Here is a 16427-nt window from a genome sequence, read left to right on the forward strand (position 1 = left end):
AACGAGGACTCCGATGCCACATATACGCCCTGGTCCATCAATGCCGGTACGATCTGCGTCGGTGCCAGGTCTACAAAGGCCGTCAGGTTGCACAAATTTACGATCTGCTCTTTTTCCTGGTCACTGAGCTTGTTCGTCGGCGCTGGCCTCATGGCTTCGGGGCGCTGATCGGCCTGAACCTGACCGTCCTGATACCAGCGTCGGTAGGTACGAAGGCCGATCTGCGCCTCAGCACAGGCCTTGTGCAGTCGCGCGCCGCTGCCTACTGCTTCGTGTATCAATTCTATAATAATCAGGCGCTCTGGCAGCGCGGTCAGTCGTCCGCGTCGTTGTTCTCCCAGAGCGCATCCAGCTTTTTTCGCAGCACCAGCAGCGCCGCGGTTTCTGCCAGTGCTTTCTCTTTACGGCGCAGCTCCTTCTCAAGCTTTTTGATCTGCTGCTTATCCGCCTTTGACTGCTGCTTGAGCGTTTTATCCTGCTGCTCGGCACTTTGGAACCCGGCCAGCGAAGCTTCTTTCCAGGCCTTTACCTGCTCGACGAACAGACCTTTCTGGCGACAATACTCATTAAGCTGAGCCTCGCTCATCGTGGCTGTTTCTATCACCGTGGCCAGCTTTGCTTCAGCTGACCACTGGTCTGTGTTATTTGGTTTGGGCCCCGGCACGGCGCGTCCTCTTAATCTGGCTTGCTTGCGCCAATTATAAAGGGTTGCTTCGCTGATGCCTTCAACTTTTGCCAGATCCGATACCGTCATGTTGTACGGCGGCAGTAACCGGCTCAAAACTGCTTCCTTACGCTCCTGTGAAAATCGCGCCACTCATATTCTCAATCCGCCCATCTGGTAAAAGTAGATGGTGTCAACTATCCTGCCAGAGCGGGATACAGATGCGCCCCGAAGAAGGACGCCTCTATGTATTCCCGGGATGGCTGGAGCACGGCGTGGAGGAAAACAGGAGTGATCGTGACCGGCTGAGTATCAGTTTTAATGTGCTGGCGGCGAGTCGGTGAACACCCACTCCTGGCGCTGAGCAGCTGTTACAAGCTCACGCGACCAGCCGCATCTGGAACCGCACCTGATGATATCCATTACGTTGATATATCTGTTATGAAGCCGGCGGCAGATTGGCCAGCCTGCGACTCAAGGCATCCAGCGCTTCGCGCGCTTCACTGTCATACGCCTGGTCATTGGCGCGGGCCTCTTCCTGGCCATTGAAATAAAGGCCACTACGCCCGCTGACATCATCACCAACAGCCAGATTAATAACAGCGCTTGCACCTTCATCAACGGTGCTTCTCACCCGTTCACCCATCTCGCGCACCATGGACGTGTCCATCATGGTGGCGGGATGCAATGCATTGATTGTCACCCGGGTGTCCGCCAATTGCTCCGCCAGCGTAAAAGTGTGCATCACCATTGCCAGCTTGCTGTGCGCATAGGCGGTTCCTGCATCAAATTCAGCCGGGTCGGTGATATCGCCAAGATCAAGCGGACGCTGGGCAATGGAGGCAACATTGACGATACGTGACGGTGCACTGTGCTCCAGCAGTGGCACCAGCAAGTCAGTCAGTAAATAATGCGACAGGTAGTTAACCTGAAAGATCATCTCATAACCATCATCGCTCATTGCCTTTTGCCCATCATTGAAGCCACTGGCAATGCCTGCATTATTCACTAACAAATGCAGTCGCTGGTTATCCTGTATGACCTGAGCCGCCAGATCGCGAACCTCCTGCAGGGAACCCAGGTCAGCGCGGTAAAACGCTGCTGTCCCTGGTCCTGCATTAATGCTTTCCACGACTTCCTCGCCACGCTCGACATTACGCCCATGCACCAGGACATGGGCGCCCAGCAGGCCCAGCCGCGTAGCGACCTCGCGTCCCAGGCCGTCGGTGGAGCCTGTTACCAGCACGGTTTTACCAACCAGGGAGGGATGTGCCTGAGAAAAGGCCGGTGTCGGAAAGGCGGCGAAGGTCAGTGCCAGGCACACCAGGGCCGCCAGAGCGAGAAAAGTACGCCTTACAGTATCAGTACCAATCTGCTTCACTTGCATAACCAGTTCCTCCTACTGTGATTGAGGGTCTATCAGGCTATATCAAATTACTCATCGGCTGCAATCCACCCTTTCATATCCAACTTTACAGTCACTCCGGTATATCGCAAGATACAACGTTTTACTTGAATCATTCAGAGTAGGCATCCTCTTGTTGTATAGGTATAGCAGTCAACAGTGGATTTACAGAGAAGCGCCGCCCGAAATAAGGTAATAACAGCATGCCCCCCCAAAAACTTCCCCTCTTTTCCTCCTCCCTGATCCTACTGATGGCTGCACCTGCAGTTATGGCAGCCGAGAACAACACCTGGTCATTCGACGGCAGTGCCCGGCTTCGCTATGAGAATCTGCAAAATACGGTTCGAGCGAACACCTCAGGTAATGACCAGGTTCTCGTTTCTCAGGTATTGTTAAGAGCAGGGTTTGAGAGCGAGCAGGTCATTGCCGGCTTTGAACTCTCGGATCAGCGGGCCTGGATGCATGACTCAGGCACACCCCTGGGTACTGATGATGTCAACACATTGGAGCCGATTAATGCCTGGGTGGGATGGCAGCAAGATGACACCTTCAGCGTCAAAGCCGGTCGCATGACGCTGGATATCGGTAGCCGTCGACTGATGGCAAGGCAGCGCTACCGCAACACCATCAGCGCCTATGACGGGATCTATGGCAGCTATCAGATGGATGGGTGGCAGACACAAGCATTCTACTTTGCCCCGGTTGAGCGACGCCCAGGGGATCGTGATGCCCTGGAAGACAATAAGGCCAAGCTGGACAAACAAAGTGATGAGAGGATCTGGGGCATTCATTTCAGCCAAAGCGACGACACGAATCTGGAGCTTTATTACTTTGGCCTCGATGAAGACGGCAATGGTTCAGACATCAGCACCTTTGGCGCTCGCAGTTTAAAACCTGCATCCGCACAGCAATGGCATTATGAAGTGGAAGGCGCTTACCAAACTGGTGAGATAAATGGACAGCAGGGCAACCTTGATGTCTCTGCGGCACTGCTACATGCCCACATCGGTTACCAGTTTTCCGACCCGCTTTCATCACGCGTCGAACTGATCGCTGACTATGTCAGCGGCGATGATGATCCGAATGATGATGAATTTAACCGTTTTAACTCGCTTGGCGGAGTGACCCGACCCGATTACGGCCCGACTGGGATATATGGTGCCTTTGCTCGAAGCAATATTGTTTCACCCGGCATAAAGTGGGCATTCCAGCCAAACGCAAACGATACGGCCTTCATTACATACCGGGCCATGTGGCTGGACTCAGCACGTGATGCTCAGTCTCGTACCGGCCTGCAGGATGTGAGCGGCGACAGTGGCCGCTTTGCCGGGCACCAGGTCGATGCCCGCTGGCGTTTGAATTTCACTGACCAGTTCCGGCTGGAGCTGGGTGCCACGCATCTTGTAAAAGGTGAATTCCTCGAGGATGCGCCCGGTGCACCCGACACCGGGAATTCGACGTATGTTTATTCACAGGCGTCTTATCGGTTCTAATCAGGCGGCTGATTTTTCCCGCATACGCAACGCTGATCTTGGACGATTTTCTGTTGATCGCCTTGTACGGATCATCAATAAACTGGATGAAGCAACTGAAGTCTCTGTTCAATTAGCGCCAAGGGCAAAGGTCCGTGCCGATGGGGTTCAATACCCAGTTCAATAATCAGAAAACCGTCTTCAAGCATACCCCTTATTCATAATGCAAAGTAGTTACTGGGTTATTCCGCACGACCCGCCAGACATTGCTCGAAACTGCCAGGGCGCCAAGTAGCACCACGGCCAGGGTTGCCTCAAAAAAATACGATAATTCGACCTCAACAGTATCCGAAAAATCAGATAACCACAGTTCAATCAGAAAGAATCCGGTCGGCCACGCGATAACGTTTGCAAGCAATAAAAGTACACCGTACTCTCGTAAGTTGAACCTGAGGATATCAATACCAGAGGCCCCGAATACCTTGCGTATTGCCGTCGCTTTTGCATATTGATTTGCAGAGAATGTCGCATGCCCATACAGGCCCAGGCATGCAATTAGAATAGCAATGAAGGTGAACTCGAACAGCTGGGATGAAAATTCGACTTCCTCTCCCAGCAGGCCTTCTACCCTGTTACTTAACATTTCATACGCAAACGGGTGTTCCGGATAGACGCGCTCCCAGATGGATTCAATTTTTGCTAATCCAGTTTCCATCGCTTGCGGCACCATACGTATACTCACAGCCCAATCAGGTTCGGTCCGGTAGTGGAACACGAAAGGTTCAAACGCATGTTGAGGTCCCTGAAAACGAGCATTAGCAACGACCCCCACAACGCGATAATTCCTTCCATTGCTACCTCTCAGGATTTGACCCACTGGAGTATCTGACCACTCGAAGCTCCGCGCTGCTGCCTCGTTAATAATCACGGAACGCAATTCCGGATTGGTCATCGTGTCATTGAAGTTTTCACCTTCAGCCAGGCTCAGCCCCATAGTTGAGATGAAGTATGGATCTATCAGGGCATAGTTCATCAGCGTTTCTCTATTACTTTGAAACCCTTCCTGAGGCGCATAACCTAACTTACCTACCAAACCGCCGGGGAGGTAACTACTGTTGGTGAATGAAGAAATCTCGGGCAGAGCTTCAAACTCATCAGCGAGTGCCGGATAGCGGCTGAGCATGGACCGTTCACGAAAATCGAGATAAACCACGTTCTGAGGAGAAAAACCAAGTGAGCGGTTTTGCAGAAAGCTAATTTGAGCATTAATGACGAGTAATGCAATGATCGCAATTGTCGAAATAGCAATTTGTACAATAACCAGCCCCCTACGGATAGCGACTCTCGCCCCACTATTCGAGTAGTCGCTCTTGAGACCTCCAATAGACCGTTGAGAACTCAGCATAAACGCGGGGTACACACTCGCAATCACAGCAATACTCATCAAAGTTGCTGAAGCACCCAGAATAAGTATCGGGTTTGCGAATAAATAGCTTAGCGGTCTTTGAATAGTCGGAATCGTTATCCAGGGAGAAATCAGCGCAATGGCAACCAGACTCAGCAGCGTAGCCATTGCCATCATCACGCAAGACTCAGCGATGAACTGTGCGATCAGCTGACTTCGGGACGCACCGACAGTTTTACGAATGCCTACTTCTTTTGCCCGCATCACTGCTCGTGCTGTGGAAAAATTTATGAAATTGCATACAGCTATCATCAGCAGCAACACGGCGATAGCACTCAGTACATACATTTGACGGAAGTCACCTTTGTCTGCATTGACCTCGCTTTGCACTCCCTCAGAGTAGAGGTGGATTTCCTCAAGCGGCTGCAGTACGACCGACATGTATCCGGATTCTTCTCGCTCTTCCATTATCTGCTGAATCTTGTCTTCAACCACTGCTGCGTCGCTGTCCGGGTAAAGTTTGATGTAGGACTGCATGGAGATAGAGCGCCATGATTCCAAATCAGCCGCAACATTCGTTGCGACTTCTGGCGACCACGAAGGGTCCGGTCGGTCAGACATGATCAGGTCGGCCTGTATATGTGAATTTTCAGGCATATCCTCCATGATGCCGACCACTTGCATGTCACGACTATTGAATATATTGATGACTTTACCAATAGCCTCCTGCTCTCCAAACAGCTGCCTTGCGAATGACTGCGAGAGTACGACAGTATTAGGTTCATCCAACGCTTCTCTGCTCTCCTCCGTAATCAGCGGAAAATTAAAGACATGAAAAAACTCAGGGTCAGCCAGAAGTGCTTCGTCCAAATAATGGACCTGCTCACCTTCCCTGACTGTGACAGACAAGGAAAATCGAAATCGAGTCGCCAGCTCGACTTCCGGAACTTCGTTGCGTATTGCCGGAATCAAAGCATTGGTGACCATGCCGGCACGATTCGAATTCGACTGGCTGGTATCTACAGATAATAATCTGTAGATTTGACCAGAATCAGTATGAAAACGATCAAAAGAATTGTGGTAACTGACATAAGTAAAAATGATCAGGGCGCAGGTAATCGCCACGGTGAGGCCTGCGAGATTGATCACACTGAAGGATTTGTCGGCCTGGAACTGACGCCAGTATTGAGTGATAAATCCCATATATGCTCACTTCTTGTTTTCTGCTTTAATACAAAGGAAAGCAAGTATCTAGCCAGGTTGCAATGTCATGTTTATTAAAAAGTTATGAAAATTTCATCGCTTTGTTTTACAGGGCTGTTCCAATTCAGTACAGTGCGGCGTATCAATTTGGTACAGTTCTAAGAAGCCAGATTACTCAGCCAAATGTCAGCAAAAATGTGCTTCCATGTCCCACCTCACTCCTGGCGATAAGTGTCGCCTGGTTCTGGTGCGCAAGTTGCCGGGACAGACTGAGCCCCACGCCAGTTCCTTTTTCTTTTGTGGTGAAGAAAGGTGTGAAGATATCCGGTAGCTGACTCGGGGGAATCCCCTTACCGGTATCAGAGATTTGTATGACAGCACGTTGATACTGATCCAGGCTGCATTCAATCGATACCTGTCTGTCAGATCCTTTCTCAACGGCATCCAGGGCATTATGCAAAAGGTTCAGCAGGATCTGTTCAACCTGATGAGTGTCGGCCTGCACGCAAAGATCATACGGTGTCACACTGATTAACAAAGTGGCATTGATCTCCTGCAACCTGTCCAGCATCAGTGTTTCAATACGTTCCAACAAGCCTGAAACTGAAATTTCTGTCGGCGTTGGTTTTGGGAGCCCGCTTAATGAACGATAGGAATTGACGAAGCTCAGCAGCCCCTGACTGCGTGACGCTATCGACTTTACACTTTTGGCAATATCACTTTCGTCATCTGGTCCAAGATTTTTTTCCAGGTGCGTACTCAACGACACAATGGGCGTCATTGAATTCATGATTTCGTGTGTTAATACTTTGATCAGCTTTTGCCAGCTTGCCATCTCTGTTTCATCAACCGCTGATTGCACATTTTGTAAGGAAACCAGTTTGTGTTCCTTACCCAGCAACCGGAACTCGCGAGCGGCCAGTAACAGCTGCATACTGTCACCGCCAATTTCGGTTTTAACCAGAGTACTCTTTCCCGGTTTCAGTTCACGGATTTCTTCACCAAGTTTGCCGTTCTCCCGATCGACGGCTACCATATTGATAATAACAGCCGTTTGCAGCAACTGCCTGGCAGCCCGGTTGCTGATCACAACCTTGCCGCTGTCATCAAAACACAACAGTGCTGTATCGACATGCTCGATAACCATGCTGAGATATTCATGCTGAGCGGAACGTTCAGCTTTAAGCTGACGATATTTTTCGATCAAGACCTTCTGCGCATCCAGTAAGTCCCTGGTTGCATGATCGCCTTGTAATGCGGTCGTCGTGGAAAAATCATTATGAGCAATGTTTCGTATAAACTGCGCAAAGCGCTCATGGCTTTGATCGACCCTGGTGATTAGCCTGTAAGTTAAAACAATCACAATGGCGCCTGATAATACTGCCAACCCTGGCCACAGTTGCCGTATCACTGAATAGCTCAATGTAAACATGGTCACCAGCAACAGCATGACTGTCAAAACCGTTCTGACTTTATTGCTGATTGTTTTATTCGCTATTGATGCCATATTTTTCCATTTTCCGGTAAAGCGTTGTTCTGCCAAGGCCCAGTGCTTTCGCCACTTTCGTCATGTTGCCACCAAACGCAGTGAGTGCATCTTCAATTACTCGCTGCTCTAACACCTCAAGATTAAAATCTTCTCTATGGCTGCTGGCGGAAGGAACTTCTGACAGAAAATTCTCTGTTTTTAACTCATTACTGCTTGCAACGATAATCGCCCTTTCTGTGGCATGTTTTAATTCACGGATATTCCCCGGCCAGCGATAGGAAGTCAGTTTCTCCAGCGTTGCTGACGATATATACGTATCGGTTCTACCGTATTTATTACCAAATATTGTCTGGTAGTGTGACAGCAATAACGGGATGTCTTCTTGCCGCTCCCGTAGTGGTGGAATATTCACTTCTACTGTATTGATGCGATACAGCAGATCCGACCTGAACTGATCCGTATCCGATAGCTGTTCACGGGATACGTTGGTGGCACTGATCAGCCTGATGTCAACGGGTATTGAGCGGGTTCCACCTACTTTGGTAATACTGCGTGATTCAAGCGCTCTCAATAACTTGGCCTGGATGTCCAGTTCGAGATTACCAATTTCATCAAGAAATAATGTTCCTCCCGACGCTAGTTCAAACTTTCCTGGCTTCTCATTTTTGGCATCGGTAAACGCCCCTTTGGCATGACCAAACATTTCAGACTCAAATAACGAACTGGGTAGTGCACCGACATCTACTGAAACCATCGGTCCCTTTGCGCGCTGAGACTGCTGATGAATAGCCCGTGCGATGAGTTCCTTGCCAGTACCATTCTCTCCTGTCACGAGCACATTTGCATCCGAAGGCGCCACACGTGATATCAGTTCAAGGACTGATTGGAAGGCTGGCGATTGGCCAATGAGGTCGGGAGAGTCAGTTGCTGGCTTTGTGACAGAAAATGCCTGATGCGAATCCCGCAGCATCTCTATCTCGCGTGTTGAGACGCTGATCTTTGCGCAGGCTTTCAATGTCGCAACCAGCTTCTCGTTCAACCAGGGCTTTTGCACAAAGTCTGCAGCGCCCTGCTTGATCGCGGTCACAGCCAATTCAACTTCCCCGTATGCGGTAGACATGACCACCTGAATATTCGGATCAAACCCCTTGATCTTACTCAGCCAGTACAACCCTTCATCACCACCGACCAGCCCTCGGGTAAAGTTCATGTCGAGCAATACAACATCGGGCTCAAAATGTGACAATGTTTCTTCAAGCTCAGCCGGATTTTCAATACAAAGGACATCAGCAAATTCATTTTTCAGAATAATTTGTGCGCTGAGCAATATATCGGGGTCGTCGTCTACCACCAGAATACGTTGCATATTAATGTTGGGCATGAACTTGAGTTCTCTTAATTCGTGTTCCTGACACTCGTTTCGTTTCAAAATAGAACAGAAGTACTGCTTTCGTCCAGTTTTATGGCAAATTTTAATGATGAATATTTCACGGGTACGAATCCAGAGGATATAAATCCACAATTATGTATCACTATGGAACACTTGCTTGTTTTACTATGAAACAATCTGATTCAATCGCGCCTCAAATAAATTATAAGCAACTGAAAATAAAAGAATAAAACTGTTTGGCTCGTAACTTGCTATATTTATAGGAACAATAGCTAACCACCGCTTGCGCAACCGCTCAAAGGACGAATTTCATGATCATAAGAACAAAAGGGCTCAGCAAACTGTTTCGAACCGAGGAAGTTGAAACCACAGCGCTGGATGGCGTTGACCTGAGCATCCAGGAAGGCGACTTCACTTCCATTATGGGACCATCGGGTTGTGGCAAATCGACGCTTTTGCACATTCTTGGGCTGATAGATAACCCGGAATCGGGTGAGTACTGGTTCATGGGCGAGGAGGTCTCTAAATACACTGAGCGTAAACGCGCCATCCTCCGCAAACATAACATTGGTTTCGTTTTTCAGAGCTTCAATCTTATCGACGAATTAAACGTCTATGAAAACGTCGAGCTGCCCCTGATCTACACAAAAGCCTCAGCCTCTGAACGAAAACAGAAAGTTGAATATGTGTTAGAGAAAATGAACATGGCACATCGCACCAAACACTTTCCCAGGCAGCTCTCAGGTGGCCAGCAGCAACGCGTAGCCGTTGCCCGGGCGATTGTTAACACACCTAAACTTATCCTGGCAGACGAGCCAACGGGTAACCTGGATAGTGAACACGGTGCAGAAGTCATGAATCTGCTGAGCGGTTTGAATGCGGAAGGTACCACCATTGTCATGGTAACTCACTCTGCCGAGGATGCTGCTGTCGGCAGCCGGATTATACGCGTACTGGATGGTCGAATCGTTAGCGAAGCGGCTAACGTTTGACGGGAGAGAGGGTATGCTGATCCACCTGAAACTGGCTCTTAGAACACTAAGACAGGAACGCTTCTACGCAGCTATCAACGTAACCGGGCTGATGATCGCCTTTATTTGCACCTTATTAATTGGACTTTATGTATTCCAATCACTCACATACGACCAGCATACGGAAAGCCACAAAAAACTTTATCGCGCGACAATTGACCTGATCAACGGAGACAGCCATAACACATTCGCACTCATGTCAGACGCAATGGCTCCAACACTGGCATTGCAAAACCCGGATATTGAAGGATATGTACGATTCAAAACACTGCCCGAGAAACCGATTGTCTCCATAGGAGAAGAGAAATATTTGGAAGATGCTATTTTCGGCAGTGACAGCAACGTATTTCAGCAGTTCGGTCATCAATCTGTATATGGAGATCCATCAACTGCACTAACTTCCCCTACTTCAATTGCTATTAGCGACTCATTCAACCAGAGGCATTTTTCCGGTGAGAACTCCTTGGGTAGCATCATTACAGTCAACGACATTGATTACCAGGTTACTCTGGTATTTTCAGATGTACCGGGAAATTCGCACCTCAAGTACAACCTGCTTTTCCCCATCAACAGCCCAGGGTTTATTCCATCACCAGCAAATCCGGTCATGGCGCTGTTCACCGTCAACACCTACACCTACTTTATCTTGCCAGAAACCTATGATGTCCAAAAGTTCTCCGACTTCTTTGACCAGTTCTGGGAGGAAACAACAGCAGAAGTTCTGGGTGACAGCGGTATTTCAAGTTCAATGGCGTTAACACCTGTTGCGGACGTGCATTTTGGTCCAACAGTAGAATTCGATCAGCCCACAGGAAATTTACTGACCGTGTATGCCTACGGGATAATCGGTGTGTTAATCATGCTGGTTGCGATTGTGAACTATATCAATCTGGCAACTGCACGGGCCACTCGTCGCTTCAAGGAAGTTGCCATTTCACGTTTACTCGGTGCAAAGAAACGTTCACTAATCATGCAGTTTTTGTATGAATCCATTATGCAGGCACTGATTGCTGCAATACTGGCGTTGATCATCATAGAAATCATCTTCCAAGCTAATGCACCTGCCAGTCTGGTTAATGCGCTTGATCTCACTTCATTACGTACGCCACTGGCAATCACTGGCATACTGTTCTTTGCTGGCATACTAGGAATGCTGGCCGGGCTTTATCCTGCAAGCTGGATTTCGAGGCAAAAATTTTCTTCAAGAACTGTGACCTCCGGGCACAACAGGACAGAACCCATTCTCAGACAGGTGCTGATTGTCTTTCAGTTTGCTGTCACTATTTCAGTTATTGCCAGCACCATACTTGTTCTTAGCCAAATGTACTTCATATCGAACATGCCGCTTGGTTTTGAAACCGAAAACCGTATGGTTATTACAGTAAAAGGTGCATCAGCAATATCAAGAGTACCCGCGCTAAAGAATAGCTTGAATAGCCTGCCACAAATCGAGTCCACCACTTTCACTAACTTCGATCCTGGCGTTGGGTTTTCAGCCGGAAACTGGCGAATCGAATCAGCACAAAGCCAGATGGAAAACAGTTTCATGTCATACCAAAACGCTGACGCTGATTACCTTCAGTCTATGGGTCTTGAACTGATTGAAGGCCGCTTTATGAGCCCGGATGACGAAAATAGAACCGTTGTCGTAAATGAAACTCTGGTTAGAACAATGGGATGGACAAACCCCATTGGAAAACGTTCGGGCATGCCAGGTTCACCTGAAACGCAAGATTCAGAGATTGTTGTTGGTGTTGTCAAAGACTTCAACTTTGACAGCTTGGAAGTACCAATTAACCCCTTGATCATAAGGCTGACTCGACCCGAGTATTATCAGTCCTTACCTGACTCTGTCGCGCCGCATCAAATTGCACGCTTGACCATCGTTTTATCTGGGCCAGCAAGTGGGCAATTGATACAGCAACTTTCATCAACCTGGCAAGAGCACATGCCGGAACTGCCTTTTGAGTTCCGCTTTCTTGATGACATCGTCGCGTCTCGTTATACCAGCGAAACTGGCATATTCAACTCATTATCCTATTTCTCTGGCATATCTGTTTTTATCTCTTGTATTGGTCTGCTTGGGTTAACTGCTTACACAACTGAAAGGCGTACCCGGGAAATTGGTATACGCAAAGTTCTTGGGGCACACCCCAGACAGCTGCTTGGCATGCTGTTTAGAAACATTTTTGTTTTGATCCTGTTCGCAGCAATCATTGCTTCAGTTGTATCTTACTTGTCGATCAATGCCTGGCTGTCTGGTTTTGCTTATCGGGATGAAATCAACCTGTTGGTTTTTCCTGCAGCAGCCATTCTGACTTTCTGTCTGGCTTTATTGACGATGACCTTGCAAGCCTGGAAACCAATCCACCGCAACCCAGTACATGCGCTAAGGTATGAGTAGTATCGATGGACAGAGTGATTGAAAAGCAGCCTCGTCCCTGGTGGCAATGGGTTCTTGCAGCGATCACTCTCGCGGCCGCCGTTTGGGGCATAGTGACACTTCTTCAGGATGCGTCGATTCGTACGCTCAGAGTATCTGCTGATGAATTAATCATTTCCGACGTTTCGTCTGGCACATTGGAAGACCTGACACCTATCAGGGGTTCAGTACAGCCTCTCAATACGGTTTTCCTTGATGCCGTCGACGGCGGTGTCGTGGAAGAAATACTTGTTGAAGAAGGCAGTTATGTTGAAATTGGACAGCCCCTGCTGCAACTCAGCAACAATACCCTTCAACTTCAGGTCGCTAACAATGACACGCAGACCACGGAGCAGCTTAACAACCTGAAGAATATCAGTAATAACCTGGAAACCACTCGCCTGCAAACTGAGAGGCAATTGATCGATATTCGCTTCCGCATTAAAGAGCTGGAACGTAACTATGCCCAACTTACGCCGTTGCTGGAAAAGAATCTGGTTTCAAGATCGGAATACGAAACTGTTCGTGATGAACTGGAATATCAGCGCCAGGTCTATGCCAACACGCAGGAAAGACAAGAGCTGGAAGAGAAGATCCGGGTTGAACGCCTCACCCAGATAGAAGGCCAAATGAGCAAACTGGAAGAAAACCTGGAACTTGCCAAAAATACATTTGAGAACCTGCTGGTCAGAGCACCTGTCTCAGGGCAACTGACATCGCTGCCCATTCAAATTGGCGAAAACATGAATCGCGGTGAACGCCTTGGACAAATTGACTCAGTTGATCAATACAAAATCGTTGCCCAGGTTGATGAATTCTATGTCAGCCGTGTCTCCCCCGGGCAAACAGCACGATTTACTTTGTCAAACCGGGAGAGAGCAGCAGAAGTGACCAAAGTCTATCCAGAAATCACGCAGGGCAGTTTCACCATTGATCTTGAGTTCTCAGGCCCGATGCCGGAAAACATCCGACGGGGACAGACACTGCAGCTTGAGCTGACACTCGGCCAATCCATAGAGACGCTGCTGATTCCCGTCGGTGGCTTCATACAGGATACCGGTGGCAACTGGGTCTTCGTCGTTAATAACGACGGAAGCCAGGCTCATCGCAGGGACATTACCAGTGGCAGACGAAATAATCGCTTCCTTGAAGTGCAAAGCGGCCTTGAAGCTGGCAACAGGGTGATCACTTCCAATTACTCCCAGTTCCTAAACTACGAACGTTTGGACTTGAATGACTGATGCTTTTGATCAGACAATCCGGAGACAGATATGTTGAAGCACTACTTGCTGGCTGCCTGGCTGAGTTTCCGGCACAACACGATATCGAGTATAAGTAATATCTTGATGTTATCGCTTGGCCTTACCTGTTTTATATTTACTTTTAGTCTCACTGAATACTGGAATAATGCGGAGAGTCATTTTCCCAATGCCGATCGCACACTGGTCATAGGTTCCCAATGGCAACTCGCAGATGGCAGTGCTTCCGGAGGCGTTAATCTCCCTCTGTCTCCTCATCACTTACGGGGCTATCTGGAGTCTGATTTCCCTCAACTCGAATCTGTCGCACGGGTTCTCTTTATCAATCAGGACACACCGGTTAGAACTAAAAATACAACACAGAGACTACGCACCTTTGCCGCAGACCCTGAGTTTCTGGATATATTTAATTTACCCTTTGCCCAAGGTGGCTACAGTAATGCCCTGCAATCCCCTAACAGTGCCGTAATAACTCACGATACCGCCATTAAGCTCTTCGGTAATATAAATGTGATTGGTCAAACTATTACATTTAACGAGAACGCCGACTTAACAATTACCGGCGTACTTGCCCCCTTGCCTCAACCCTCTCACATTGGTAATACCAGCAGCTACTCACCGATTAATTTTGAGTTGCTCGTGTCCAGGGACGTTTATGAAAACCTTGTACGCAGAAGAACTGGTGGCAGAGATACCACCGAACTCCCTGCTGACTGGTTTAACCGTGTCAATACGACCTATGTGCTTTTCCCAGAGAACAGCACTTTCAACACGCAACAGTTCTCTGAGCAATTATCATCATTTTCACTGCGTCATATCCCTGATAATTATCGTCAAATAGCAGAGTTCAACTTTAATGCCATTCCAGTAAACAACCTTATGGGAATGGCAATTCGGGACACCATTTTCCCTCAACTCAGTGCTGGTTCAGTACAGGTCGTGTTACTAACCCTCGGGACTATCGTAATGATTGTCGCTTGCGTGAACTTCACTAACCTTGCGACAGCAAGAACAGCGACGCGAGCCAATGAAATAGGCGTTCGGAAAGTTGTTGGCGCTCAGCCACGTCATATTATTGGACAATACTTTTTAGAAGCTGGACTACTAACGACACTGGCAATGGTTTTCGCTATCTTGCTACTTTTTATTGCGTTTCCCTTGATTCAAAACTACGCTGAAATCAGCCTGGATACTCTAGTGTCACCAGGCATCATTGTCAGGGGTGCTTTATTCATTGTAGTGCTGGGCTGTATTACCACTATTACTGCTGGTTTTTACCCCGCCGTTGTGCTTTCTAAGATTCAACCCCTGTCGATTCTCAACTCGGGCGTATTCCGCGGAGGTTCCCTTTTATTTTCAAAAGTCTTAGCCGGCATTCAATTCTCGATAGCAGCCTTTTTGCTGGTCATTATCACTGTCATTTACCAACAGAATGTAAACATCAAAAGCGCTGAAAGTGAAATTGACGGCAGCACGCTACTGGTTATTGAGAATAGTCCTGATATCACAGGGTTGGATCAGGAGACACTAAGACAGCAGTTGCTGCAGCTTCCCGTGGTTGACTCAGCAACGACAATGGAGATCTTGCCCTGGACAGAGAATCCAGCGCGCATGATGTTAGCGTCGTCTCCCGCAGCAACTGCTGTTGAGCATAGCGCCAGTGTTTATGTCGTCGGTGAGAATTTTTTCAATGTGTTTGATATAGACATCATCGCCGGAAGATTGTTTGATCCACTTAGAACAGAGGATATAGCGGCTGCCGGACCAGCCGGAGTGCAACAACAGAACCTGGTTATCTCAGCCACATTAACAAAAGAGCTTGGATACACAAGTGCTCAGGATGTGATCGGTGAATCGGTGTTTATTCCAGGAAATGTTCTCGGTGGCACCCAGGCAAGACCTTACAGAGTCATAGGTGTTGTTGAAGACACAACACTCTCTATTGCCAGCCGTTTCGGCTCCATACCCAAAGTGTTTCTCTATAACCCGGAACTGCGATTTCATATTGTCCGTTTATCAGGCAGCAGTCACACAAGCTCAATCGAAGCCATTGATACGCTATGGGAAACACTTGTACCTAACGTTGCAATAAAAAGACGCTTCTTGAGTGAGTACTTTACAGACAGCTTCGCTGGGTTCAGGCGAATCACCCTGGGTATTTCAACGCTTGCTGCCGTTGCATGGTTCATTTCGATCGTCGGTTTATATGCAATGGCAACTCTGATTGCCAAACAACGCATACGGGAAATTGCTATTAGAAAAGTTCTGGGGGCTGAGAGAAAAGATATTGCACTCATGCTCTTTAAAAACTTTAGTACTCCCGTCATTATCGCGAACTTTATCGCCTGCCCTTTTGCTTATTTTGCCTCCCGCTCATACCTCGATTTGTTTAATGACTCCATCGATATATCACCATGGCCTTTTATTCTGACCATCGTGGCAAGTTTGACGATTACATCAATAGCGACTTGCGGACAAACATGGAAAGCTGCGAGTACCTCAGCGCGGCAGTTTATGCGAACTTAACCAGCAATCGCGATGTAACATTATTAGTACCTATATAAGGAAATGACATTGGCCAAAATTACTGCTCTCATTAGCATTCATCTCAAAACTCTCATCACTAATCCTATCGCCTGTTGACGGCCTCCGGGCATCAGCACATAGTGAACCCATACTCATTGTTG

The 16427-nt window shown here is 48.2% G+C and carries 10 protein-coding genes and 1 pseudogene; 6 read left to right on the plus strand and 5 right to left on the minus strand.

The features are described 5' to 3' along the window. Window positions 1-817: pseudogene (locus PSCS_RS16030) on the minus strand (transposase); the annotation flags it as partial. Between PSCS_RS16030 and PSCS_RS16210 the strand changes: the two are divergent. Continuing rightward, a complete protein-coding gene (locus PSCS_RS16210; RefSeq protein WP_267890006.1) occupies window positions 802-1008 on the plus strand; it encodes a putative 2OG-Fe(II) oxygenase in 207 nt (68 codons plus the stop codon). The pseudogene PSCS_RS16030 and the gene PSCS_RS16210 overlap by 16 nt on opposite strands. 95 nt (window positions 1009-1103) lie before the next feature. Here PSCS_RS16210 and PSCS_RS01450 read toward each other — a convergent pair whose 3' ends face one another. Next, entirely contained in the window at window positions 1104-2051 is a 948-nt protein-coding gene (locus PSCS_RS01450) for an SDR family NAD(P)-dependent oxidoreductase (protein WP_082866374.1), read from the minus strand. A 269-nt stretch (window positions 2052-2320) separates the two neighbouring features. On the opposite strand from PSCS_RS01450, the gene PSCS_RS01455 reads away from it, so the two are divergent. Then, window positions 2321-3562: an alginate export family protein gene (locus tag PSCS_RS01455; protein WP_068810028.1), complete on the plus strand. Its 1242-nt coding sequence runs from the start codon at window positions 2321-2323 to the stop codon at window positions 3560-3562. A 193-nt stretch (window positions 3563-3755) separates the two neighbouring features. Here PSCS_RS01455 and PSCS_RS01460 read toward each other — a convergent pair whose 3' ends face one another. The 3 genes from PSCS_RS01460 to PSCS_RS01470 all read right to left on the minus strand — a co-directional run bounded on the left by PSCS_RS01460 (window position 3756) and on the right by PSCS_RS01470 (window position 9019). Beyond that, the gene (locus PSCS_RS01460) at window positions 3756-6149 is read right to left on the minus strand and encodes an ABC transporter permease (RefSeq protein WP_068810029.1); all 2394 of its coding nucleotides are present in this window, start codon (window positions 6147-6149) and stop codon (window positions 3756-3758) included. Window positions 6150-6324: 175 nt separating this feature from the next. Further along, window positions 6325-7656: a sensor histidine kinase gene (locus PSCS_RS01465; protein WP_068810030.1), complete on the minus strand. Its 1332-nt coding sequence runs from the start codon at window positions 7654-7656 to the stop codon at window positions 6325-6327. Beyond that, window positions 7637-9019, minus strand: a complete 1383-nt coding sequence (locus tag PSCS_RS01470) for a sigma-54-dependent transcriptional regulator (RefSeq protein ID WP_229694663.1) — start codon at window positions 9017-9019, stop codon at window positions 7637-7639. The genes PSCS_RS01465 and PSCS_RS01470 overlap by 20 nt, the downstream gene beginning before the upstream one ends. 320 nt (window positions 9020-9339) lie before the next feature. On the opposite strand from PSCS_RS01470, the gene PSCS_RS01475 reads away from it, so the two are divergent. From PSCS_RS01475 to PSCS_RS01490, 4 genes are read left to right on the plus strand one after another with little or no spacing between them, the layout of a single operon-like run. Next, window positions 9340-10020 (plus strand): ABC transporter ATP-binding protein, encoded by a 681-nt coding sequence (locus tag PSCS_RS01475; protein ID WP_317621774.1) that lies wholly within the window; start codon window positions 9340-9342, stop codon window positions 10018-10020. A gap of 13 nt (window positions 10021-10033) precedes the next feature. Next, entirely contained in the window at window positions 10034-12463 is a 2430-nt protein-coding gene (locus PSCS_RS01480; RefSeq protein WP_158662861.1) for an ABC transporter permease, read from the plus strand. Window positions 12464-12468: 5 nt separating this feature from the next. Then, window positions 12469-13722 (plus strand): efflux RND transporter periplasmic adaptor subunit, encoded by a 1254-nt coding sequence (locus PSCS_RS01485; RefSeq protein WP_068810032.1) that lies wholly within the window; start codon window positions 12469-12471, stop codon window positions 13720-13722. A gap of 30 nt (window positions 13723-13752) precedes the next feature. Further along, complete coding sequence (locus tag PSCS_RS01490; protein WP_068810033.1) at window positions 13753-16266, plus strand: ABC transporter permease; 2514 nt, start codon at window positions 13753-13755, stop codon at window positions 16264-16266. Window positions 16267-16427 lie beyond the last annotated feature (161 nt).

Source organism: Pseudohongiella nitratireducens, from assembly GCF_001642735.1.
GTDB classification, from domain to species: domain Bacteria; phylum Pseudomonadota; class Gammaproteobacteria; order Pseudomonadales; family Pseudohongiellaceae; genus Pseudohongiella; species Pseudohongiella nitratireducens.

What these genes read in the sequence shown, in the direction of transcription:
- PSCS_RS01490 (WP_068810033.1), top strand. Translation starts at nt 13,753, where the DNA reads ATGTTGAAGCACTACTTGCTGGCTGCCTGGCTGAGTTTCCGGCACAAC.
- PSCS_RS01460 (WP_068810029.1), bottom strand. Translation starts at nt 6,149, where the DNA reads ATGGGATTTATCACTCAATACTGGCGTCAGTTCCAGGCCGACAAATCC.
- PSCS_RS01470 (WP_229694663.1), bottom strand. Translation starts at nt 9,019, where the DNA reads ATGCCCAACATTAATATGCAACGTATTCTGGTGGTAGACGACGACCCC.
- PSCS_RS01465 (WP_068810030.1), bottom strand. Translation starts at nt 7,656, where the DNA reads ATGGCATCAATAGCGAATAAAACAATCAGCAATAAAGTCAGAACGGTT.
- PSCS_RS01480 (WP_158662861.1), top strand. Translation starts at nt 10,034, where the DNA reads ATGCTGATCCACCTGAAACTGGCTCTTAGAACACTAAGACAGGAACGC.
- PSCS_RS01455 (WP_068810028.1), top strand. Translation starts at nt 2,321, where the DNA reads ATGGCTGCACCTGCAGTTATGGCAGCCGAGAACAACACCTGGTCATTC.
- PSCS_RS01485 (WP_068810032.1), top strand. Translation starts at nt 12,469, where the DNA reads ATGGACAGAGTGATTGAAAAGCAGCCTCGTCCCTGGTGGCAATGGGTT.
- PSCS_RS01475 (WP_317621774.1), top strand. Translation starts at nt 9,340, where the DNA reads ATGATCATAAGAACAAAAGGGCTCAGCAAACTGTTTCGAACCGAGGAA.
- PSCS_RS01450 (WP_082866374.1), bottom strand. Translation starts at nt 2,051, where the DNA reads ATGCAAGTGAAGCAGATTGGTACTGATACTGTAAGGCGTACTTTTCTC.